Below are 21039 nucleotides of genomic sequence, written 5' to 3' on the forward strand. Positions count from 1 at the left end.
TTGCCCTGTAGAATCCTTGAAGTTTATCGCATACGACGCCCGAACCCCCTCACAGTTGCCCGAATATGTTGTTTAAGAGATTCCAGCGTCAATCTGGCGCCACACTTGTCGAGATGGCCATCATCGCGCCGGTGTTCATGCTCGTGCTCGTGGCGATTATCGAACTCAGCATGATGTTCTTTGCCACGCTGACGATGCAGTACGCGGTGCGTGAAGGCGCGCGCTTTGCCATTACCGGCCGCGCAAACGACGGCGGGACCAGCACCCAGCAGCGCTACGCCACCGTGATCGCGAAGATCCGCGACAACTCGCTCGGCATGTACGAGCGCATGAACTGCGTCGTGTCGGTCAATGGCAAGAGCTACGCGAGCACCAGCTACAGCAACGCCATGTTTGGCGGCGCGGGCGACATGGTGGTGCTGCAGCTTAACTGTGCCTGGCCGGTGACGACGCCGCTGCTCTCGACATTCTTCACCGGTGGCAAGAACAGCTTTGCCGTCGGCGCCACCATGCGAAACGAGTATTTCTGATGCGGCACATATCGTTTGCTGTCGTCCGCCATGCACGCCGCCAGCGTGGCGTTGCCGCCGTCGAGCTGGCCCTGCTGCTGCCGATGCTGGTGGTCCTGCTGCTGTGCGCCATCGACGGCGCGCGCGCCTTGCAGGCCAATATCATCATCACCAATATCTCGCGTGAAGGCGCGAACATCCTGTCGCGCAGCGGGGCCGATCTGGACGACAGCAGCCAGGACACCATCAACGCGCTGATGGCCAGTGCCCCGCCGCTGAACGTCAACCAGCTGGGAATGATGTACATCACCCGCGTGATGGGTGTGGTGACCAATGGTGTCTCGCGCAGTGTCGTGCTGGACCAGTACCGCTGGGACGATGCCGAGCGTTCGCAAGGATTTCGCCGGAGCGGCTACGCGCCGCAGAGCAAGGTGTATGGCTGCAGCGCCTGGAGCGGCACTGGCAAATGTTCGAGCGTCAATAGTGCCTCGCGCCCGGCGACCACGATCATGACCGGCAAGCTCGATCCTGGCGAAGTCGTCTTCGTGGTCGAGACGTTCTATCGCTTCGACATGCTGGTCAGCGGTTTCACCACCGGCAACAACACCCTGCCCACGTTCGGGCCCGACCTGTATTCCATGAGTGTGTTCTGAGATGAATCCGAATCTTTCCCGTCAGCGCGGCGCGGTCGCCATCATGGTGGCCGTGTCGATGCTCGTGCTGCTCGCGGTCGTGGGCCTGTGTGTCGATGCCGGACTGGCGTATCTGGTCAAGGCGCGCCTGAATGCGGCGGTGGATTCGGCGGCGCTGGCCGGCGCACGCGCGGTCACGACCGGCAATAATCAGACCGAGCAGATTGCCAGCGCGCGCGCCGCCGCGGCCGACTTCTTCGCTGCCAATATCCCGAACAATTACCTGTTGTCGTCGCCACGGATCACCAGCACGAACGTGACCTTCAACGGCGGCGAGGCGACGATCGATGTCAAGGCCGAAGCGCCGATGCCGGTGTCGATCATGCAGATCATGAATTTCACGACGCTGACGCCGGTGGCGGCGGCGCAGACGATTCGGAATGATCTGGATATGGCGCTGGTGATCGATACGTCGGGCTCGATCGGTGCTGCAGGGCCAGGTGTGCGTGCGTCAGCCAAATCGTTCCTGAACAAATTCAATGTGACGCAGGACCGTGTGGCGCTCATCCATTTTGCATCCGGCGCAGTTGTCGATACGCCAATCGCACTGTCAGCCCGTGGCTTTAATCGTAGCGCGATGAACACGAAGATCAACAGTTTCACCTTTGAAGATGGTACCGCGTCGGTGGAAAGCATGTGGAATGCGCGCGACCAGCTCAACAAGGTACCTCAGGGTAGCCGCTCCACCATGCGCGTCATCGTGTTTTTTTCAGACGGCGCGCCGACGGCATTCGGCTCTTACCTCATCTTCGACAACAAGGACAAGGACTGCATCGAACCCGGCACCCTCGATTCGGTCAGCCCAACCTATGCGCTCGGCGACCTCAACAGCGCGTCCTTCAATTACGTCAGCGACAAGTGCCGCTTGGTGCGGAATAACAGTTACGCGGCGCGGCGGCTGCCGAACTTCTACAATGCCCACGCACCGGACTGGAAGACTGCAACGGATGTGAACTTTACAAGCGAGTTTCCGGTCGTGACCAAGGGGCCGCGTGAAGTGACTGCCGACCTGTCCGGAAACTATGCACGCAACGTCGACCGGGCGGCGCGCAATCTGGCAGAAAGCGTCGCCGCCAAAGCGCGTGAAGAAGGCATCTATGTTTTCACGCTCGGCCTGGGCGCAGCGCTGAAAAGCACGAGCGCCCACGATACAGCGCACACCGGTGAGATGGTGTTGAAGTGCATGGCCAACACGGTGGATGCGCCGCTGCGCTGCCAAACCCCGAATCAGCCGGTCGGCATGTACTGCTACGCTGCGACTGACAACGACCTGACGCCCTGCTTCTCGCGACTGGCCTCGGCGATCCTGCGCATCACCAAATAGACGCAGGGTGCCTCATCGGCACCCCGCTTTATCGAAAGTGGGGTGCGCGCGCGCACCTTCAGTGCGATGCGCACAAGTGCATTTCCGGTTCTACTGAGCGAACATCACTCACCACTCACCACCGGGAGCAGCGCGCATGAGCACATTCACCACCAGGGACGGCGTCGAACTTTATTACAAGGACTGGGGCAGTGGCCAGCCCATCGTGTTCTGCCACGGCTGGCCCCTGAATGCGGACAGCTGGGAGTCGCAGATGATCTTCCTGGCCGACCACGGCTACCGCTGCATCGCCCATGACCGGCGCGGCCACGGCCGTTCGAGCCAGCCGTGGGACGGCAACGACATGGACCACTACGCCGACGACCTGGCCGAGCTGCTCGATCATCTCGACGTGACCAACGCCGTGCTGGTCGGCTTTTCGACGGGCGGCGGCGAAGTGGCTCGCTATATCGGCCGGCACGGTACAAAGCGCGTCGCGAAGGCCAGCCTGGTCTCGGCAGTGCCGCCCCTGATGCTCAAGACCGACGCCAATCCCGGCGGCTTGCCGATGGAGGTGTTCGACGGCATCCGCGCCGCACAACTGGCCAACCGCTCGCAGTTGTACCTGGATCTGCCGAGTGGTCCCTTCTATAATTTCAACCGCCCAGGCGCGACCGTGTCGCAAGGCCTGGTCCACACCTGGTGGATGCAGGGCATGATGGGCGGCCACAAGAACACCTTCGACTCGATCAAGGCGTTTTCCGAAACCGATTTTACTGAAGACCTGAAGCAGTTCACGATCCCCACGCTGATCATCCACGGCGACGACGACCAGGTGGTGCCGATCGACGCCGCCGGCCGGGCGTCGAAAACGCTGGTGCCGCATGCCACGCTGATCGTCTATCCGGGCGCACCGCACGGCCTGACCGAGACCCACAAGGACCAGGTCAACGCCGATTTGCTGGCGTTCATCCGGGAGTAGGCGCGGCCATGCGCTAGAATCGCCCTCTTCGGTGCCGCGCGCACCAGCATTTGCAAGGTGGATTCACGTGTTTGCCGTTCTTGCCCTCGACATGGGGGCCGCCATGAAAACGCTGGTGCTCACGCTCGACCTGGTGGGCACCTTTGTGTTTGCGCTGTCCGGCGCCACCGCCGGCGTGCGGCGCCATCTCGACCTGTTTGGCGTGCTCGTGCTGTCGTTCGTGGCATCCACCTCGGGCGGCATCGTGCGTGACCTCTTGATCGGCGCCACGCCGCCGGCCGCGTTTTCCGACTGGCGCTATCTTGGCGTATCGCTGCTGGCGGGCGTGACGATCTTCTTCTGGCATCCATTCATCCACCGCGCGCGCAATCCGGTGCTGCTGTTCGACGGGGCGGGCCTCGCGCTGTTTTGCGTGGCGGGCGCGCAAAAGGCGCTCGTGTTCGGGCTGGAACCCGTGATGGCTGCGCTGCTGGGCATGTTGACCGGTATCGGCGGCGGCGTCGCGCGCGACGTACTGCTGTCGAACGTGCCGGCCGTGTTCCGTTCGGATATCTACGCGGTCGCAGCGCTGGCGGGTGCATCGGTGGTGGTGATCGGCGACGCCCTGCAGTGGCCCACGACGCCCACCGCCTGCGTCGGCGCAGCCCTCTGCTTCGGCTTGCGCCTGGCCGCGATCCGCTATGGCTGGCATCTGCCGACGGCGCGCGGGATCGAGCCGCCGGACGCCAATGACCACAATCGCGACGGCCGCTGAATCCAACCCGGCAAAGGCATGCACTACAATGGGGGCCAGCCACGCCCCCCCACTGAATCGACATGAGCGCCACCGACCTGCCCTACCGTGCCACCCTGCTCGAAGCCTGCACCTGGCTCGAACAACAGACCGCATCACCCTGGACCCTGGCACGCCTGCTCGAACACGCGGTCACGCCGTATGTCTGGCTCGACTACGACCCGGCCCATGCCGACTTGTTCGGCGATGCGAATGGCGGTTACGCGGCGCCAATCTTCTTTCAGGACGACATCGCGCGCCTGCTTGCCGGCAGCGACGACGTGTTGATGACGATGACCAAGGACGCCTACAAGATCGTGGCGCACCTGCCGCCGCCGGGTTTCAGACGCCCACTCGATGCGCTGCGGTTCCAGAAGAAGGACCTGACGCAGCTGGTGGTCAGGCTGGAACGCGAGGCCCAGGCGGCCATCGCTGCAGCGGCCGCGCCGCCACCGGAACCGAAAGCGCCGGCCGAATCGGCCTTCGGCATCAACAAGGCGCAGGTACTGGAAGCCTTTGCCGCCCATGCGCGCATGGATCTGGGCGCGGCGCTCGACCATGCCATCGGCATCTTTGGCGACGATGGCGCGCGCGTGAAGGCCAGCGTGCGCAAGTCCAAACGCAACGCGGTGTGGAACCCGGTGACGCTGGCGCTCGGCCTGCATGACCTCCACCGCGTGCCACTGGGCCCGTTACGGCGCGCGTTCCAGACCCACGATTTTCTGCTGGACTGGGAAGACGACTGGGACCAGTCGCTGCGCCTGCTGGGCAAGTAAATCAGGTCACGCGCGCGCCAGCAGGCGGCGCAGCTGCGCCGCCTGGTACGCGCCGAAGGTATCGCTGAACAGGCAGCGGATCAGCGGATCGTCGACGACGTCAACGTCCAGCAACGCTCGCTCAGCGTCGGCATCGAAACGGGCATCGTTGATGCGCATGTACATCGTGGTGAGCGACTCGCCCTGTTCGAGCGCGCCATACAGTCTGGCAGCCGGGATTTCCGTCGTCCAGCCAAGCGGGCCGGCCTCGGTCACGAGCGTGGCCACATCACCATCGAGCAGGTAATCGAAGACGCTTGCCTGGCCCTGGTGGTCGTACACCGACAGCCGCCAGTAGCGCGGGCCGTCGAAGTAGCTTGATGCTGCCTCGACCTCACCGTATTTGGCAGGTACACCCGCGCGGCAGTAATCCACGACGCGCGCCATCTGCGCTTCGCTCAGGGCCGCAAAATGCTGTGCGATCGACGCCGTTGACGGCGGCGCCGCATTGCCTTCATAAACGTAATCGACATCCTGCGGCCCCACGGGTTCGAGCCACGCCAGCGGCGCCGCCGGCTGCAGCACGGCGCCGTCCAGCCGCACGGCCGTGCCGGGATCGAGCCGCACGATCGATGCCTTTGGTAACGCCGCGCCCACCTCGCGCGTAAACTGCGCATAGGTGATCGGAAAGAACGCGCGGTTGTACCACGACCACGGCTCCTGCACGAACTGGCACGAACTGGGCACCACGTAGCGCGGTTGCAGCGCCTGAAGCTGCGCGATCCATTCGGCCGGCAGTTCGGGCGGCGCGGCTACGGCGCGCGACGGCGTGAGCACCTCGATTTCGCGCATCGTCTGGTACGGCCACAGCACCATGTCCCACGGCCCCAGTCCGACCAGCTGGGCCAGCGTGTCGTCGTCGATCCATGAATCGACGACATTGAGCACATTCTGCCCGGCCGCCTGCACCTGGAACATCGAATCGACGTCGGCGTCCATCGCCTCGCGCGGGGTCACGGTGAACGGGCCGACCGTGACCGGGGTGTTCAGGCGCAGCGGGTGCACGTGCGTGAACCCCAGCTGGCGCACCATCTCGAACAGTTCATCGAAGATGCAGTAGATGTACAGGGGCGTCGCGCGGTCCAGCAGATCGAGGCTGTCGAGCGAGCAGTGATCATCATGGAAGTGCGAGATGAAGACGGCGTCGAACCGCTGGCGGCGTATCGCCGCGACATCGAAGCGCACGTCCGGAAAGGCATGGCAGTTGCGGCTGAACGGGTTCTCGAAGATCGTATCGAAGGCAATCGTCGCGCCCTCGCAATCGAATACGTACCCTGCATGCAGGATGCGCGAAATAATCAAGCCTGGCGTCGTCATTGGTCCCCCTTTGGAGGCGGCATTCTACAGGGCGCGCTTCGGGACGGCGCTTGTTGTTGCCAAACCGACCCGCTACACTGCACCACCCCAGCGTTTCCGAAAGTAGCCGATGATCATGAGCCGCCCCGTTCCCCGCGCCCTCCTTGCCGTGTGCGCGTTGCTGGTCACCGCATGGGGCGCGCTGGCGCTGTGGTTCCAGCTCTCCAGGCCCGGCGGCTACGCCGCGATCGCACTGTGGTCGCTTGCCGGCCTGGCCGCCACCATCGCCATCGCGCGCGACCCGGGCAAGTGGCCGGGCGCCAGGGCGCTGGTCACCGGCGCCGTCGCGCTGGCCGTGCTGCTCGGCTGGTGGTGTTCGCTCACGCCATCGCACGAGCGCGTGTGGGCCGACGACGTGTCGCGCATGCTTGTCTCGCATGTCGATGGCGATCGCCTCGTGCTGCAGAACGTGCGCAATTTTGAATGGCGCACTGAAACCGACTACACGCCGCGCTGGGAGACCCGTGACTATGACCTGGCTGGCATCGTGTCGGCCGACCTGATCCTGTCATACTGGATGGGTCCACACATCGCCCACACGCTGGTGACGTTCGGCTTCAAGGATGGCAAACAGCTGGTGTTTTCGCTTGAAATCCGCAAGGAGCGCACCGAAACGTTCTCGGCGGTCGGCGGCTTCTTTCGCCAGTTCGAACAGGTCATCATTGCCTCGGACGAGCGCGACCTGATTCGCACGCGCAGTAATGCACGCGGCGAGCAGGTCTACCTGTACCGCCTGCGCGCCACGCCCGGGCAGCTGCGGGCCGTGCTGCTGGCTTACCTCGAACGCGCCGACGCATTGCGCCGCCAGCCCGAGTTCTACAACACGCTCACCAGCAACTGCACAACGATCCTGTACGAACTTGCGCACCGCATTGCACCCGACCTGCCGCTCGACTACCGTTTGCTGGCATCGGGCCACTTTGCCGAATACGCGTACGACCAGGACGCACTGACACCGAACGTGCCGTACGCGGTGCTGCAGCAGCGCGGCCACATCAACGCGCGGGCGCGCCAGGCCGATATCGATGGCAGCGATTTTTCGCACGCGATCCGTGTCGGGGTGCCCGGCATTCGCTGAAGGCTACCGCGCTGGCTCTCGCAATAGTTGCCGCAAGTCAAATCAGGACCGAAAGCTTCCACTAGTATCGACCATGGTCGAATGCGACGAGGGGGCAACCATGGCTGGGCACTACAAGCAATCGCGCAGGTCGGCGACAGGCAGCGTCGCAGTCGAGATGGCGCTGATCCTTCCGCTGTTCCTGATCCTGCTCGCCGGGCCGCTGTACATCGCCCGTGCTGCATGGTTTTACAGCGTGGGGCAGAAAGCGGCGCACGATGCGACGCGCTATATCGCGACCGCGACGCAGGCCGAACTGCGCACCGGTGGCGGGGGCTTCAACGAAGCACGCGTTCCCGCGATTGCCCGCTGGATCGCCCAACAGGAACTGGGCGAAATTGTGCCATTTACCGATAGCATTCTCATCACGATTCTATGCGACGGCGACAATTGCGGTCTGCTGACGCCTGTCAGGGTTCGCACCGCCGTGCGTATCGGGTTGCAAGATAATCTTCTCGGCAGCCTGACGGTGGACTACCTTGGTTCTACAAATATGACCTTGTCAAGCGAAGTCACGATGCGCTATGTCGATCGTTAAAGCCGCTTGCCCGACACGCCAGTACCTGAAAGGCGCGTCGCACCGCACAAAACAGACCGGCTCAATCAGTGTGATGTTCGTTGCCGCCCTGATCATCATCTTTGGGTTTCTCGCCCTGGCCCTCGACCTGTCCCTGCTCACGCACCGCAAAATGGAGCTTCAGAATGTCGCCGACACCGCTGCGTTGTCGGCAGCCCACGAACTTGACGGCACCCCAAGTGGCATCACGAAAGCACTGGACATGGCGTCGAACCGCTTCCTGCAAGGTGCCAACCGATTCACCTACAGCTATGGCAAGGCGACGATGACCTGGTCGGATACTGCCATCGAATTCGCCCGCAGCCCGTCCGGCCCGTGGCGCCCGGTCGGCGACGCCATGACAAACCCTGTCGATCTGCTGTATGTACGGGTCGATACTGCAGGGCTGGATACCGAATACGGAACGGTCGCCACCCTGTTCCTCTCGACGTTCACGGATCTTTCTGACGCCTTCACCAGCGCCCGCTCCGTCGCCGGCCGCTCTGCCATCAAGGTCACGCCGCTTGGCATCTGCGCCATGCGTGACGAAGCCCACCGCAACCATGGAGGCGAACTGGAGGAATTCGGGTTTCGCCGGGGCGTGAGCTACAACCTGCTGGACCTGAACCTGCCCGGCGCCACCACCGGTCAGACCTTCATCGTCAATCCGGTTGCGCAGGCCATGCCCATCACCGACGTCGCGACGCTGGCGCCGTTCGCCTGCACCGGTACGCTGGCCATGTCACGGCTGTCCGGTGGCACGGTCAAGGTATCGCCATCGTTCCCGATCGACAAGCTCTGGCAGCAGCTCAATTCCCGCTTTGGCATCTACGGGACGGGTGCTACCGCATGCGATGCCCGCACGGCGCCCGCCGACACCAATATCAAGGAATTCACCTTCAACGGCGGCACCCCCTGGATGGGCGCGACGCCCGCGCAGCAGTCGGCCACGCTGTTGAATACATCCGACCGCCGGTGGACGGTTGCCGGCCCCGACACGGCGCCGGCCGGCACACTGGCCGCACAATTTGGCCCGCTCTGGTCGTACGCAAAGGCGGTTCCGTATGCAGCATATGTCAGTGCGGGCGCGCCGGAACCGGCAACCGGCTATCCAACCTATGGCGTCACTGCATGGAGTACCCTGTACACACCGGGTCAGCCGACCACCTCCTCGACCACGCCCTATCCCGAGACCGCGGAAACGCCCACGCCCTACTCGTACACGACCGGCACCCAATTCTTCAAAAACCCATCGGGAAGTAACAAGAGTCTCGCCAGGCGCCGGGTTCTGCACCTGCCCTTGCTCGCCTGCCCGGTCACTGGCAGCGACGCCACGGTGCGTGGCATCGGCCGATTCTTCATGACCGTTCCCGCCACGCAGACCTCCCTGTACGGCGAGTTCGCAGGCCTGGCGACCGAGCAGTCCCTGGGCACCCGCGTTGTCCTGTACCCTTGACGGATGGACCTGACATGACCCGCCAATCGCCAACGCGGCAACGTGGTGTCGCCGCCGTCGAGTTCTCCGTGGTGGCCGTGATTTTTTTCATGCTCTTTTTCGGCATTGTCGACATCATCCGCGCACTCTATATCTGCAATATTCTGCAGGAGGTGACGCGGCGCGCGACGGCGCTGGCCGTCAATACTGACTTCACCGATGCGGCGGCGATGGCGCGGGTGCGCACGCAGGCCGTGTTTCGCACGACACCCGGCATGCTTGCATTTGCCGATCCCATCTCCGACGCCCACGTCAAGATCGATTATCTGCAGATCCCGGCGACGGCCAATCCCGTCCCGATCGGGACAGGAATGCCGGCAAGTCCCCAGCAAAACCGGATCAACTGCACGTCCAATCCCAATGCAGCGAACTGCATCCAGCTGGTCCGGGTGCGGATCTGTTTGCCCGGTGGCGCCAGCGATGTCTGCGATCCAGTGCCATACCAGCCCCTGGCGTCGTTCGTCCCGTTTTCATTCGGCCTTCCCAGTGCGACCACGATCGCCCGGGCGGAGACCCTGGGGATGCCGCCCGGCGTGCCAGTGCCGGCCGGCGGCGGCGGCGGGTAGCGCTTACAGGTCGTCGGCCGCTGTGGCGCCAGCCACACGGGAAATCGCGACCCGCGCAATGCGGCGCTCCTCGACCGCGACGACCTCATAGCGCCAGCCATCGAGCTCGATGGCCTGGCCCGGTTCGGGCATCGAGGCGAAGCGCGCCAGCAGAAAGCCGGCCAGCGACGTGTAATCGTCATCGCCCACCAGAGAATCGGTCTCGAGCACTTGTTCCAGCTGGTGAAGGTCGGCCGCGCCATCGGCTTCCCACAGGTCAGGGCCCAGCGGCCGGATGGCCAGTTGTTCGTCCTCGTCCGGGAACTCACCGGCAATCGCCTCCAGGATGTCCACCGGCGTCAGCAGGCCCTGGACGATGCCGAATTCGTCGGTGACCAGCACCGGCTGGCCGTGGGCGCGCTTGAGCGTCTCCATCGCGCCCAGCACACCGGCTGTGTCGGGCAGCAGGATCGGCGCGCGCAAGATGCCGCCGTCGGGCGCGGCGTCGATGCGCCCGTGCAGCATCAGCGCGCTGACCAGGTCCTTGGTGCGCGCAATGCCCACCAGCTGGTCCAGCTGGCCGCGAGCGACCGGCATGCCGCTGTGGGGCGATGCCTGCAACTGGCGCAGGATCGTGTCGGCATCGTCGTCCAGGTCGACCCAGGTGAGTTCGGAGCGAGGCGTCATGATCGAGCGGATCGACCGGTCGGCCAGCGCCAGCACGCCGCTGACCATATTGCGCTCCTCGGCGCCGAACGCTTCCGGCTCGGTCACCGGCTCGGCCTGCGGTTCGGCATCGGCATCCACGTGCGCCCGCTTCTTGCCGCCCATCAGGCGCAGCACCGATTCGGCAGTGCGGTCGCGCAGCGGCACGCGCGCTTCCTGCTTCAGGAAGTTACGGCGTGCAAACTGGTTCAGCGCCTCGATCAGGATCGAGAAACCGATGGCCGCGTACAGATAGCCTTTCGGGATATGGAAGCCCAGGCCTTCGGCAACCAGCGACAGGCCGATCATGAGCAGGAAGCTCAGGCACAGCACGACGACGGTGGGATGCGCATTGACGAAACGCGTCAGCGGCTTGGAAGCCAGGATCATGACGCCGATCGAAATGATCACCGCGGCCATCATCACGTACAGGTTGTCGACCATGCCGACGGCAGTGATGACGGCATCGAGCGAGAACACGGCGTCGAGCACGACGATCTGCGCGACCACGGCGCCAAAGCTCGCATACACCCGCGACTCGGTCTGCACGTGCGTGACGCCTTCCATGCGTTCATGCAGTTCGACGGTGGCCTTGAACAGCAAGAAGACGCCGCCCAGCAGCAGGATCAGGTCGCGGCCGGAAAACGCCATTGACCCGAGCGCAAACAGCGGCGTCGTCAGCGTGACGAGCCACGAGACGATCGTGAGCAGGCCAAGGCGCATCAGCATGGCGAGCGACAGGCCGATCAGGCGCGCCTTGTCGCGCTGGTGCGGCGGCAGTTTGTCCGCCAGGATGGCGATGAAAATCAGGTTGTCGATGCCCAGGACGATTTCCAGGACAACGAGCGTGAGCAGACCCGCCCAGATGGTGGGGTCGAAAAGCCATTCCATGTATTACCTCTTGTTTGAATCAGTATGAACGTGCAGCTGCATCACGCCGCAAAGGCGCGCAGCAGGGACATGCCGCAAAAGCGGCACAGGCAGGCCGTCACACCGCGCGCGGGGGCTTGAACAAGGGGTGCCAGGATCGGCTGGCATGGGACAGGAATGGGGGTGCGGGCGCGCCGCCGCGCACATCGGCCAGGCGCAGCGAGAGCTCTTCGTTGATGGTGTCGTGCACGTCGGCGCCGGCCGGCGGTTCATCGGGATCGATGTCGCAGCTGGACTGGCAGTCGTAATTATCGGGCAGGTAGGCGTCGGCGAAGACGGGTGCGGACGTCGGCTGCACCACTGGCGCGGCGTCGGCAGCGCGCTGCGCTGGCGCGGGCGGCAGCATCGCGGATGCGGCCATGGCCAGGGCAAACATGTTCAGAGGGAGCAGCAGAATCAGGCAGATGACGAATACTCGTCTCATAGATAGGAGGGAACTGCAGCGGAGAAGTCAATGACCCGCTCATTCTAGCATGGCCCGCGCACGCCATTCGTGCGCGCCACACGCACGGCAACCCTCTTGTACAATGGCCGCCACCTTACCCACCGGCCCTGCCGGGAAGCACCCGATGCACACATCTGCCCAGCGCATGAGCGCGCTGCTCGACTATCTCGTCGAGCAGGCCAAAGACATAGACCCTTCCGCGTTCACACTCGCGAAAGTCACCGAATTCAAGAAAACCTTTACCGACCTGGCGACGCTGCCGTGGATCGAATTCAACGTCGAGACCGAGCAGGATGACCTGTGGCTGCGCGTGCATCGGCTCGAGTCCACATTGCCGCCGCTGCTGGCCGATCCGGCGCTGGCGCCCTATCTGCTGATCGGCGCCGACCCGTCCGGCAATCCGCCGGCGCTCAATGACGCCACGCTGGCAGACGCCCGCCATGAAGACGCCGCGCATGCCACCGATGACCAGGCGAAGCAGCGCGTTGAAGAACGCGATGCAGAGCGCCGCGCCCGCGCCGCGCAGGGGCTGGCTGCCTACCTGCCGCCTTGGCAGGAGTGGGCGGCGCGCGAGCGCCCGCGCCGCCAGGTGATCACGCTGTATGCGGACCTGTTCGCGCTGAAGGCCCGGCTCGAATCCGAAGAAGCGGCGCGCCCGCTGGAACTGGTCTGGGGCATGGGCCTGTCGTCGTGGCAGATGCGCACCCCGGCGCCTGTCGACTTCCATTACCCGCTCATCACGCAGGCGCTGGAAATCGACATCGACCCGACCTCGCACGCCATCGGCCTGCGGCCCCGCCAGCTCGACGCGCACCTGGAACTCGATGCATTCGCGGCCTGCGGCGTGCCCGGTATCGGCGACGTCGAACGCGCCGCGCGCAGCCTGCTGGCCGCACGCGGCGACAGCACGCTCTCGCCGTTCGCACCCGAGATGATCGAGCCGATCCTCAAGCTGATCGCCGGCCAGGTCAGCGCCGACGCGCGCTACGACATGGCCGCCACGCAGGCGCCGCCCGCAGGCGAGCGCCTCGTCGTCACGCATGGCTGGGTGATCTTCGCCCGGCCGCGCGCGACCCACTTCCTGATCGACGACATCGCGCGCCTGAAAGACCGCGTGGACGATGCCGACGCATTGCCGGACGGGCCGCTGAGCCTTGTCACGCCACCCGGCAGCGCGGTGCTCGAACACGAGCCGATCGCGTTTCGCGGCCTGTCCGGCGGCGCCGTCAATGCCGGCGAGCCGCGCGAGCTGTACTTCCCGCTGCCATACAACCGCGAGCAGGAAACCATCGTCCAGCAACTGGAACGTTCGCCCGGCGTCACGGTCCAGGGCCCGCCCGGCACCGGCAAGACGCACACGATCGCCAACATCATCAGCCACTACCTGGCCTCGGGCAAACGCATCCTGGTCACATCCAAGGGCGAGCCGGCGCTGAAGGTCCTGCAGGAGAAGATTCCCGAATCGATCCGGCCCCTGACCGTCGCCCTCCTCTCGGGCGACAAGGAAGGCATGCGCCAGTTCCAGGCATCGATCGAAGCCATCATTCACACGCTGTCGCATCTGAACCCGCAGCTCGAGACCGAGGCGATTGCCGCGTGCCGCGTCGCGCTCGACCGCGCGCACGCCGAAACCGCCGCCATCGACACCCGCATCGACGAGATCGCGCATGCCCAGCTGGCCGCCGTCAGCGTCGACGGCGTCGAGATGCGCGCGCAGAAGATGGCCGAACTGGTCATCGACGGCAGGGAGCGTTTCGGCTGGTTCGACGACGATTTGTCACTGGCACCGCACCACGCGCCGCCGTTCGGCGATGAACAGGCGATGGGACTGCGCGAGGCGCGGCGCCGGCTTGGCGTTGACCTAATCTACTGCAATGCGCGGCTGCCCGCAGCCGATGCCCTGCCGACGCCACCGGCCATCGGCCGTCTGCACGACACGCTGCTGGCCATGCGCGACATCGAGCGCGACGAAGCCAGTGGCGCCCTGCCGCCACTGCGCGCGACCACGCCCGACGTGTTTGCCGCCGCCCAGGCGTTGCAGACGGCACTGACCGGCGCGATTGCCACCGCCGCCGAGGTCGAGGCTTCGGGCGTCGACTGGGCGCACGCCGTGCGCCTGAAATCCCGCCAGTCGCAGTTCGTCACCGAGCGCGGCGCGTTCGAGGCGCTGCTCCCCGAGATGGATGCGCTGCTGCGCGCACGCGCCGAATTCATGCAGCGCCCCGTCACGGCGCCGACCGAAGCACTCGGCAATCCAAAAGCTGTCGACGCCATCAACCGCGCGGTCGATACGGGCAAGCCGTTCGGCCTGCTGTCATTCGGCGGCGGCGACGTCAAACAGCAAATTGCCGCGATCCGCGTGGCCGGCCTGGCGCCAGCCTCCAGCGACGACTGGGCCCACGTGCAGCGTTACGCCGCGCTGCAGAACCGCCTGCACTCGTTCGCCGTGCGCTGGAATGCGTTTGCGCCCGACCTGTCGCTGCCGGTCCTGGTGGCCGACGTGGCGCAACTTCGCGCCATCGAGCAGATCCTGACCACGGCCCGCGCCGCGCATGCCCAGGCAACCACGCACGACGTGCAGTTACCGAGCCTGGCCCAGGCCGTGTTCAGCCAGCCGCCGACGAACGATCTGCTGGGCCGCGAGGCCGATCTGCTGCGCGTGCGCGACTACCTGGCGCGGCACCTGGCACGCGCCAATCTCGAACAGGCCCGCACCGCCATGGCCGCGCTGCATGGCTTGCTGGCCGGCGCCGATGGCCCGGTCGGCGTGCGTCTGCGTGAATTCGCCGGCCAGACGCTGGGCACACCTGGCCTGGCGGCCGACACAGTCAGTGCCGACTATGCCGCCCTGCTCGCGGAGCTGCGCCGCATCGCTGCGCTGGCGCCCGACCTGGCCACCGTGCGCGACCTCGCCGAGCAAGTGGCGCAGCATGGTGCGGCGCAGCTGGCGACACGCTTGACCACCATCCCGGTCGACGCCCACGGCGACGACGCCGTATTCCCGGCGCGCTGGCGCGATGCCTGGACCTGGGCACGCCTCAAGAGTTACCTCGACGGCATCGATGCCCGCGACGAGATGCTGGGCCTGGCCGAGCGCCGCCACGAACTCGAACGGGGCCTGGCGCGCCTGTACGAGCAACTGGTGTCGAAATCGTCCTGGCTGGCCACGCGCCGCCTGGCCGGCCAGAACGTGCTGAGCGCACTGGAAACCTACCGCACGTCGATGCGCAAACTGGGCAAGGGCACGGGCGTGAATGCGGGCCGCTACCGACGCGACGCGCAGGAAGCGATGGTCAATGCACAGGCCGCCGTGCCGTGCTGGATCATGAGCCATGCCCGCGTGTCCGAAACGCTGCCGGCCAACCTTGGTGCGTTCGACCTCGTCATCGTCGACGAGGCCAGCCAGTCCGACCTGTGGGCGCTGCCGGCGGTCCTGCGCGGCAAGCAGCTCCTCGTGGTTGGCGACGACCGCCAGGTCTCGCCCGAAGCGGGCTTTGTTTCGGCTGCCAAGATCACCGACCTGCGCCGGCGCTTTCTGGCGGGCCAGCCATTCGAAGCGGTGCTCACGGCCGACATGTCGCTGTACGACATCGCCTCGACCGTGTTTGCCGCCTCGAAGGTCATGCTGCGCGAGCATTTCCGCAGCGTCGCGCCCATCATCGCCTACAGCAACCGCGTGTTCTACAAGGGCTTCATCCAGCCGCTGCGCATTCCCAAGGCGTCCGAGCGGCTCGATCCGCCGCTGATCGACGTGTTCGTGGCCAACGGCTACCGCGAAAACAAGGGCTTGAACCGCCCCGAGGCCGAATTCATCGTGGCCGAAATCGACGCCATCCTGCGCGATCCCGCCTATGCCGGGCGCACGCTGGGCGTGGTGTCGCTGCTGGGGCCCGAACAGGCGCAGCTCATCGACAAGATGGTGCGCTCGCGCTGCGACATGGCCGAACTGGTCAAGCGCAACTTTGCCTGCGGCGACGCGCGCCTGTTCCAGGGCAGCGAGCGCGATATCATGTTCCTGTCGATGGTCGCCGACAGCAAGCAGCACCACGCGCTGTCCGGCGTGCAGTTCGACCAGCGCTTCAACGTCGCCGCCTCGCGCGCGCGCGACCGCATGTACCTCGTGCGCTCGGTGAAGCTCGAAGAACTGTCCACGCTCGATTTGCGCCGCACGCTGGTCGAACACTTTGCCAAGCCGCTCGAAGCCAATGAAGAAGCCACGAGCCTGATCGAACTGTGCGAATCCGGTTTCGAGCGCGACGTGTACACGGAGTTGTTCGAGCGCGGCTACCGCGTCATTCCGCAAGTGCCGGCGGCCGGCTACCGCATCGATATGGTGGTGGAAGGCGCGCACGACCGGCGCCTGGCGATCGAGCTCGATGGCGACGACTTCCATGGGCCGGACCGGTGGCAGGCCGACATGGGCCGCCAGCGCGTGCTCGAACGGGCCGGCTGGACCTTCTGGCGCTGCTTTGCGTCGACCTGGTCACTGCAGCGCGCGACGATCCTGGCCGAGCTGCTGGCGCGCCTGACGGCGATGGGCATCGAGCCGCTCGGGGGCATGGCGCGCACGCCGCTGCTGGTTGAGTACCGCGAATGGGGACGTGACGCGCTTAGCGAGGAAACGCCACCGTTACCACACAGCCTTGACCATCTGCCTTCCGGGCAATCATGACCGTAGCCCCGTGCTGATCGGCGATCTGGCGCACGATGCTCAGGCCCAGGCCGGCGCCCGACTTGCCACCGGCCTGTAGCCGGTAGTAGGGACGGAACACGTTTTCCGTTTCTTCGTCGGGCACCGGGTCGCCATCGTTGGATACGCGCAGCAGGCATTGGCCCTCGCTGCAGTCGATGGCCACGTCGATGTCGCCGCGCGCCAGGCCATGCCGGGACGCGTTCTCGATCAGGTTGCGCAGCAGTTGCTGCAGCCGGTACGGGTCGCCCTGCACGCTGCAATCGTGCGTTGCGGACAAGCCGAGTGACTGGCCGCGCCGGTCGAGCAAGGGTTCCTGCAGCGCCATCACGTCGCGGCAGACTTCGGCCAGCGAGACCTGGCGCTGCAACTGCATGTCGGTGCCGGACGCCAGCCGGCTGAACGTCAGCAGCTGCTCGGCCAGCTGCGTCGTGCGCTCGAGCGCCCCCACCGCCTCGCCAAGCGACGCTTCGCACTCGGCCTGATTGGCTGCACGCAGCGCGTTTTGCACATGCAGCTGCACCGCTGCGATCGGCGTGCGGATCTCGTGCGCCGCCGCATCGATGAATTGCTGCTCACGCTCGAACGCCGCAGCCACCCGCTGCAACAGGCTGTTGAGTTCATCGACCACCGGCGCCAGCTCGCGTGGCAGGTCGGGCAGTTCGACGGGCGCAAGCGACTCCGGCTCGCGCCGGGCGATGGCGTCGGCCAGCGTGCGCAGCGGCGCCAGGTTCGTCGCCAGCACCAGGTTGACCGCCAGCACCAGCAGGATGCCGCCAATGATGACGGGCGCCAGCACCGACGCGCCGAGCTGCTCGACCATCTCTTCGCGTACCTCGTCCTTCTCGGCCACGACCACCCACACATGGCCCGATTTGAGTGCGAACACCTGCCACAGGGTCTCGCCCAGCAGCTTGCTGGTATAACCTGCCGCCAGGGGCCCGAGCGGCGCTTCGGGCGCCGACGCCGAGCGGGCCAGCAGGTGCCCTTCGGCGTTCCAGACCTGGAACGCGATCTTGTGTTCGTAAGGATGACCATACGGCGTTGAGCCGCCCGAGTGGCCGAGCCGCCGCGGAATCGGGACCACGATGGGCGCGCCGATGGTGGCGGTCTCGAGCTGGTGGGCCACCAGAGTCTCGAGCACGCGCGCAGAACTGGCCAGGCGCGCGCTGAAAAATTCTTCGGACTCGTAGCGGGCGAACCAGTGGGCGGCCAGCGAGATACCCCCGAGGATCAGGAGCATGCACGCCATCGTGCGAACGATCAGGCGCTGGCGGATCGAATAGCGGCGCCCGCTCATGTGGCAGGATTGCCGATGCGGTAGCCAAGCCCGCGCACCGTCTTGATCAGCTCAGGATCGGTCTTGCGCCGCACATGGTGCACGTAGACGTCGATGGCATTGCTGGCCACGCCCTCGCCCCAGCCGTACAGCGACGCTTCGAGTTCGCTGCGGGTAAACACTTTGTTGGGCTGCTCGACGAGCCGCCTGAGCAGCATGAATTCGCGGTGCTGCAGATCGATCGGCTGGTTTTTCCAGCTGACCGCCATGCCCGCGAGATCCAGTGCCAGGTCGCCAAAGCGCAGCTGGTTGACCGACAGGCCGGCACGGCGCCGCTCGAGCACCCGCACCCGCGCCAGCAATTCGTCGACATCGAACGGCTTGATCAGGTAATCGTCGGCGCCCAGGTCGAGTGCGACGATCCGGTCGCGCACCGCATCGCGCGCCGACAGCACCAGCACCGGCACGGCGTTGCCGGCGCGCCGCACCCGTGCCAGGACGTCGATGCCGTCCAGGCGCGGCAGGCCAAGGTCGAGGATGGCCAGGTCGAACGCATTGTGCTCCAGCGCGGCGACCGCCGCCACGCCATCGCCCACGTGTTCGACCGTGTAACAGGCCCGCCCGAGGGCGAGCTTCAGGCCCGATGCCAGCGATTCGTCATCTTCGACAAGTAGTATTCGCATCCCGCGCGTCTCCAGCAGCTTGTTATTTGCGCTTGGCCGCGACCTGCGCCAGCAACGCTTCGGCTTCGGCACGCCGGCCTGCATCGGCCAGCTTGCGGCCAGGCCGCGCCGGCGCCTGCAGCGCCTTGCGCAGGCAGCGCTCGGCGCCGGCAAAATCACCCTGACGGTATAAAAAGTCGCCCAGGAAGTAGTTGGCGTCGATACCGTCCGGGTTCAGCGCCAGCCCCTGCTGCAGGTACTCGCGCGCCTTGTCCTTGTCGCCAAAGCCGATCGGCCACCCCGGCACCTGATAATACAGGCTCCCGAGGCTCGTGTACGCAGAACCGCCCAACGCCTTCGGGTCGGCCTGCAGCGCCGCTTCGAAATCCTTCTTCGCTGTTTTGGCCAGGCCCAGCGCGCCCAGGCCGCCCTTGGCGCCGGCGTGACTGGCCACAACGATGCCATGCCAGATCAGCACGCCGGCGCTGTCGGGATAGCGCGACAGCACCGTGTCGGCTTCGGCGCTCAGCGCCTCGAATGCGCGCTCCTGCCCACCGGCGGGCGCGCCGTACTTCACTTGTTCCCAACGTTGTTGCAGCGTACTGACGGCGTCGTCGGCGGTTGCGGCCAGGGCAACGTTAAAGGCTGCCATGCCCAAGACGAATGTGGTGAGTGTGCGATGCGCTATTTTCATGATGACCTCGGTTGTGCGCGCCGGACTGGCGCCGGCATGTGTTTGCGAATGACAGGTAACTGGCCGCGGATGGCCCGGTCGGGCAAGGCAGGCAGCAGGTGGTTGAGCAGGACCAGCAGCGCTTCCTTCAGCCCCGGCTTGTGCTCCCACGCCGAGCCTTCGATGAACGCGCATAGCTGGCGCGCCACATCGGCCGGCTCGTCCAGCGCCACGCCCATCTCGGCATTCATCGCCTCGACCGGGCCGGCATTGATCGGCGTGCGGGTCGCGCGCGGGATGAAGTGCCGCACCTCGACGCCGGTATCGGCCAGCTCGCGCCGCAGCGCCTGCGTGAAACCGCGCAGGCCGGCCTTGCTGGCGCAGTAGCCGGCAAACCCGGGGTAGCCCAGATAGCCGAACAGCGAGCCGACATTGATGACCTGCGCGCTCGATGCGTTGCGCAGCTGGGGCAGCAGACGCTGCGTGAGCAGCATCGGCGCCAGCAGGTTCACCTCGAGCAGGTTGCGCAGCGCCGCCGGATCCTGGCTCTGGAACGCATGGAAGTCATTGATGCCGGCGTTGTTGATCAACAGATTGACGCCACCCAGCTCGTTCGCTGCCGCGACCACGGCATCGAGCGTCGCTGCTTGCGTGGCGTCGCCCACAACAATGCGCACCAGGTGCGGCCCAAGCCGTGCACGCAGCGTCTCGAGCACGCCGCGGTTGCGGCCAACGAGGACCATCGACGTGCAATACGGCGCCAGGGCCACCGCAAGCGCCTGGCCAATGCCCCCGCTCGCGCCGGTCAGGACCAGCAGCCATTTCATGTGCGCCATGCTAGACCCCGGCCAGGCTGGCGCTGCGCTGCGGCAGGCTGCGGAAGATGTCGCCGTACAGGCGATACATCATGCGCGCGCTGTGGATGATCGCCTCGCGGTCGGCGGCCCGCTCGACCCGGTTCATCAGGCTCACGAAGAACGCGACATGGGCCAGGTCGAGACTGCCGTGCGACGTCAGGTAGCTGAACGCGGCATCCGGCAGATCCAGGCGCAGCTGGATGGTCTGCGCGGCCTGCGTCGCCAGCGCGGTGCTGGTGCCTTCCAGCACGTGCACCATGCCGAAGAAGCCGATCGGGTTGCCGCGGTCGATCCCGTGGTAGGCGTAGGCCACCATCAGTTCGGTCGCCGGCAGCGGCCGTGAATTGCGCGCCAGCGTCGGGTCGCCGCCACAGGCAGCGATATCGGACAGAATCCACTCCTCGTGGCCGATTTCTTCTTCGATGTATTCGGCGATGGCCTGGCGCAGCCACCCTTGCTCGTCACCCAGCCGGCTGCCGCATGCCATCATCAAAGGAACCGTGTGCTTCACGTGGTGATACGCCTGCGTCAGGAAGGCCACGTACTGGGCCAGGTCGATGTCGCCCGTCAGTGCCTGCTGTATCAGCGGCGTGCCAAGCAGTTGCTGGCGCTGGGGTTCGGTGTGCTGACACAGGATGTCGTAGAACTGCATACAT

General features: G+C 65.6%; 19 protein-coding genes. 11 read left to right on the forward strand and 8 right to left on the reverse strand.

The genetic code is table 11. From position 1 onward, the window contains the following. Nucleotides 1-65: 65 nt before the first annotated feature. The 6 genes from ACZ0AJ_RS09520 to ACZ0AJ_RS09545 all read left to right on the forward strand — a co-directional run bounded on the left by ACZ0AJ_RS09520 (nt 66) and on the right by ACZ0AJ_RS09545 (nt 5034). Nucleotides 66-530 (forward strand): TadE/TadG family type IV pilus assembly protein, encoded by a 465-nt coding sequence (locus tag ACZ0AJ_RS09520; protein ID WP_499454120.1) that lies wholly within the window; start codon nt 66-68, stop codon nt 528-530. After that, nucleotides 530-1162, forward strand: a complete 633-nt coding sequence (locus ACZ0AJ_RS09525) for a TadE/TadG family type IV pilus assembly protein (protein WP_499454122.1) — start codon at nt 530-532, stop codon at nt 1160-1162. The genes ACZ0AJ_RS09520 and ACZ0AJ_RS09525 overlap by 1 nt, the downstream gene beginning before the upstream one ends. Before the next feature lies 1 nt (nt 1163). Then, a complete protein-coding gene (locus ACZ0AJ_RS09530; RefSeq protein WP_499454124.1) occupies nt 1164-2525 on the forward strand; it encodes a vWA domain-containing protein in 1362 nt (453 codons plus the stop codon). A gap of 136 nt (nt 2526-2661) precedes the next feature. Continuing rightward, on the forward strand, nt 2662-3486 hold the full coding sequence (locus ACZ0AJ_RS09535; RefSeq protein WP_499454125.1) for an alpha/beta fold hydrolase: 825 nt from the start codon (nt 2662-2664) through the stop codon (nt 3484-3486). A gap of 67 nt (nt 3487-3553) precedes the next feature. Further along, nucleotides 3554-4240: a trimeric intracellular cation channel family protein gene (locus tag ACZ0AJ_RS09540; protein WP_370660799.1), complete on the forward strand. Its 687-nt coding sequence runs from the start codon at nt 3554-3556 to the stop codon at nt 4238-4240. Nucleotides 4241-4302: 62 nt separating this feature from the next. Next, the gene (locus ACZ0AJ_RS09545) at nt 4303-5034 is read left to right on the forward strand and encodes a hypothetical protein (RefSeq protein WP_499454127.1); all 732 of its coding nucleotides are present in this window, start codon (nt 4303-4305) and stop codon (nt 5032-5034) included. Nucleotides 5035-5040: 6 nt separating this feature from the next. Here the strand turns inward: ACZ0AJ_RS09545 and ACZ0AJ_RS09550 are convergent, their stop codons facing one another. Continuing rightward, entirely contained in the window at nt 5041-6390 is a 1350-nt protein-coding gene (locus ACZ0AJ_RS09550; protein WP_499454638.1) for an MBL fold metallo-hydrolase, read from the reverse strand. A 115-nt stretch (nt 6391-6505) separates the two neighbouring features. Here ACZ0AJ_RS09550 and ACZ0AJ_RS09555 point away from each other — a divergent pair, with 115 nt between their 5' ends. The 4 genes from ACZ0AJ_RS09555 (at nt 6506) to ACZ0AJ_RS09570 (ending at nt 10163) form a co-directional block, all read left to right on the forward strand. Continuing rightward, nucleotides 6506-7507 carry an Lnb N-terminal periplasmic domain-containing protein gene (locus ACZ0AJ_RS09555; protein WP_499454640.1) on the forward strand — a complete coding sequence of 334 codons (1002 nt, stop codon included), beginning with the start codon at nt 6506-6508 and terminating at the stop codon, nt 7505-7507. A gap of 100 nt (nt 7508-7607) precedes the next feature. Beyond that, nucleotides 7608-8084, forward strand: a complete 477-nt coding sequence (locus ACZ0AJ_RS09560) for a TadE/TadG family type IV pilus assembly protein (RefSeq protein WP_499454642.1) — start codon at nt 7608-7610, stop codon at nt 8082-8084. Then, nucleotides 8071-9558 carry a pilus assembly protein TadG-related protein gene (locus ACZ0AJ_RS09565; protein ID WP_499454134.1) on the forward strand — a complete coding sequence of 496 codons (1488 nt, stop codon included), beginning with the start codon at nt 8071-8073 and terminating at the stop codon, nt 9556-9558. The genes ACZ0AJ_RS09560 and ACZ0AJ_RS09565 overlap by 14 nt, the downstream gene beginning before the upstream one ends. Nucleotides 9559-9572: 14 nt before the next feature. Next, nucleotides 9573-10163, forward strand: a complete 591-nt coding sequence (locus ACZ0AJ_RS09570) for a TadE/TadG family type IV pilus assembly protein (protein WP_499454136.1) — start codon at nt 9573-9575, stop codon at nt 10161-10163. 3 nt (nt 10164-10166) lie between these two features. Here the strand turns inward: ACZ0AJ_RS09570 and ACZ0AJ_RS09575 are convergent, their stop codons facing one another. Then, nucleotides 10167-11738 (reverse strand): TerC family protein, encoded by a 1572-nt coding sequence (locus tag ACZ0AJ_RS09575; protein WP_499454644.1) that lies wholly within the window; start codon nt 11736-11738, stop codon nt 10167-10169. A 97-nt stretch (nt 11739-11835) separates the two neighbouring features. Further along, nucleotides 11836-12201 (reverse strand): hypothetical protein, encoded by a 366-nt coding sequence (locus ACZ0AJ_RS09580; protein ID WP_499454137.1) that lies wholly within the window; start codon nt 12199-12201, stop codon nt 11836-11838. A gap of 145 nt (nt 12202-12346) precedes the next feature. Here ACZ0AJ_RS09580 and ACZ0AJ_RS09585 point away from each other — a divergent pair, with 145 nt between their 5' ends. Then, on the forward strand, nt 12347-16894 hold the full coding sequence (locus tag ACZ0AJ_RS09585; protein WP_499454646.1) for a PDDEXK-like endonuclease domain-containing protein: 4548 nt from the start codon (nt 12347-12349) through the stop codon (nt 16892-16894). On the opposite strand, the gene ACZ0AJ_RS09590 is transcribed toward ACZ0AJ_RS09585, so the two are convergent. The 5 genes from ACZ0AJ_RS09590 to ACZ0AJ_RS09610 are packed head-to-tail and all read right to left on the reverse strand — an operon-like array spanning nt 16833 to nt 21035. Next, nucleotides 16833-18212: a sensor histidine kinase gene (locus ACZ0AJ_RS09590; RefSeq protein ID WP_499454648.1), complete on the reverse strand. Its 1380-nt coding sequence runs from the start codon at nt 18210-18212 to the stop codon at nt 16833-16835. The two genes, ACZ0AJ_RS09585 and ACZ0AJ_RS09590, sit on opposite strands and share 62 nt — an antisense overlap. Then, nucleotides 18209-18874 carry a response regulator transcription factor gene (locus ACZ0AJ_RS09595; protein WP_499454142.1) on the reverse strand — a complete coding sequence of 222 codons (666 nt, stop codon included), beginning with the start codon at nt 18872-18874 and terminating at the stop codon, nt 18209-18211. The genes ACZ0AJ_RS09590 and ACZ0AJ_RS09595 overlap by 4 nt, the downstream gene beginning before the upstream one ends. Nucleotides 18875-18896: 22 nt before the next feature. Further along, nucleotides 18897-19547 carry a tetratricopeptide repeat protein gene (locus tag ACZ0AJ_RS09600; protein WP_499454143.1) on the reverse strand — a complete coding sequence of 217 codons (651 nt, stop codon included), beginning with the start codon at nt 19545-19547 and terminating at the stop codon, nt 18897-18899. Continuing rightward, a complete protein-coding gene (locus ACZ0AJ_RS09605) occupies nt 19544-20362 on the reverse strand; it encodes an SDR family oxidoreductase (protein WP_499454145.1) in 819 nt (272 codons plus the stop codon). Before ACZ0AJ_RS09605 ends, ACZ0AJ_RS09600 begins: the two co-directional genes overlap by 4 nt. A gap of 1 nt (nt 20363) precedes the next feature. Continuing rightward, nucleotides 20364-21035, reverse strand: a complete 672-nt coding sequence (locus tag ACZ0AJ_RS09610) for an iron-containing redox enzyme family protein (RefSeq protein ID WP_499454147.1) — start codon at nt 21033-21035, stop codon at nt 20364-20366. Between the last annotated feature and the right edge of the window lie 4 nt (nt 21036-21039).

The organism is Telluria sp. AC161 (genome assembly GCF_979258535.1).

Bases quoted from the DNA above. Each gene is read 5' to 3' on its own strand.
- ACZ0AJ_RS09520 (WP_499454120.1), top strand. From the start codon at position 66: ATGTTGTTTAAGAGATTCCAGCGTCAATCTGGCGCCACACTTGTCGAG.
- ACZ0AJ_RS09525 (WP_499454122.1), top strand. From the start codon at position 530: ATGCGGCACATATCGTTTGCTGTCGTCCGCCATGCACGCCGCCAGCGT.
- ACZ0AJ_RS09530 (WP_499454124.1), top strand. From the start codon at position 1,164: ATGAATCCGAATCTTTCCCGTCAGCGCGGCGCGGTCGCCATCATGGTG.
- ACZ0AJ_RS09535 (WP_499454125.1), top strand. From the start codon at position 2,662: ATGAGCACATTCACCACCAGGGACGGCGTCGAACTTTATTACAAGGAC.
- ACZ0AJ_RS09545 (WP_499454127.1), top strand. From the start codon at position 4,303: ATGAGCGCCACCGACCTGCCCTACCGTGCCACCCTGCTCGAAGCCTGC.
- ACZ0AJ_RS09550 (WP_499454638.1), bottom strand. From the start codon at position 6,390: ATGACGACGCCAGGCTTGATTATTTCGCGCATCCTGCATGCAGGGTAC.
- ACZ0AJ_RS09555 (WP_499454640.1), top strand. From the start codon at position 6,506: ATGAGCCGCCCCGTTCCCCGCGCCCTCCTTGCCGTGTGCGCGTTGCTG.
- ACZ0AJ_RS09560 (WP_499454642.1), top strand. From the start codon at position 7,608: ATGGCTGGGCACTACAAGCAATCGCGCAGGTCGGCGACAGGCAGCGTC.
- ACZ0AJ_RS09565 (WP_499454134.1), top strand. From the start codon at position 8,071: ATGTCGATCGTTAAAGCCGCTTGCCCGACACGCCAGTACCTGAAAGGC.
- ACZ0AJ_RS09570 (WP_499454136.1), top strand. From the start codon at position 9,573: ATGACCCGCCAATCGCCAACGCGGCAACGTGGTGTCGCCGCCGTCGAG.
- ACZ0AJ_RS09575 (WP_499454644.1), bottom strand. From the start codon at position 11,738: ATGGAATGGCTTTTCGACCCCACCATCTGGGCGGGTCTGCTCACGCTC.
- ACZ0AJ_RS09580 (WP_499454137.1), bottom strand. From the start codon at position 12,201: ATGAGACGAGTATTCGTCATCTGCCTGATTCTGCTGCTCCCTCTGAAC.
- ACZ0AJ_RS09585 (WP_499454646.1), top strand. From the start codon at position 12,347: ATGCACACATCTGCCCAGCGCATGAGCGCGCTGCTCGACTATCTCGTC.
- ACZ0AJ_RS09590 (WP_499454648.1), bottom strand. From the start codon at position 18,212: ATGAGCGGGCGCCGCTATTCGATCCGCCAGCGCCTGATCGTTCGCACG.
- ACZ0AJ_RS09595 (WP_499454142.1), bottom strand. From the start codon at position 18,874: ATGCGAATACTACTTGTCGAAGATGACGAATCGCTGGCATCGGGCCTG.
- ACZ0AJ_RS09600 (WP_499454143.1), bottom strand. From the start codon at position 19,547: ATGAAAATAGCGCATCGCACACTCACCACATTCGTCTTGGGCATGGCA.
- ACZ0AJ_RS09605 (WP_499454145.1), bottom strand. From the start codon at position 20,362: ATGGCGCACATGAAATGGCTGCTGGTCCTGACCGGCGCGAGCGGGGGC.
- ACZ0AJ_RS09610 (WP_499454147.1), bottom strand. From the start codon at position 21,035: ATGCAGTTCTACGACATCCTGTGTCAGCACACCGAACCCCAGCGCCAG.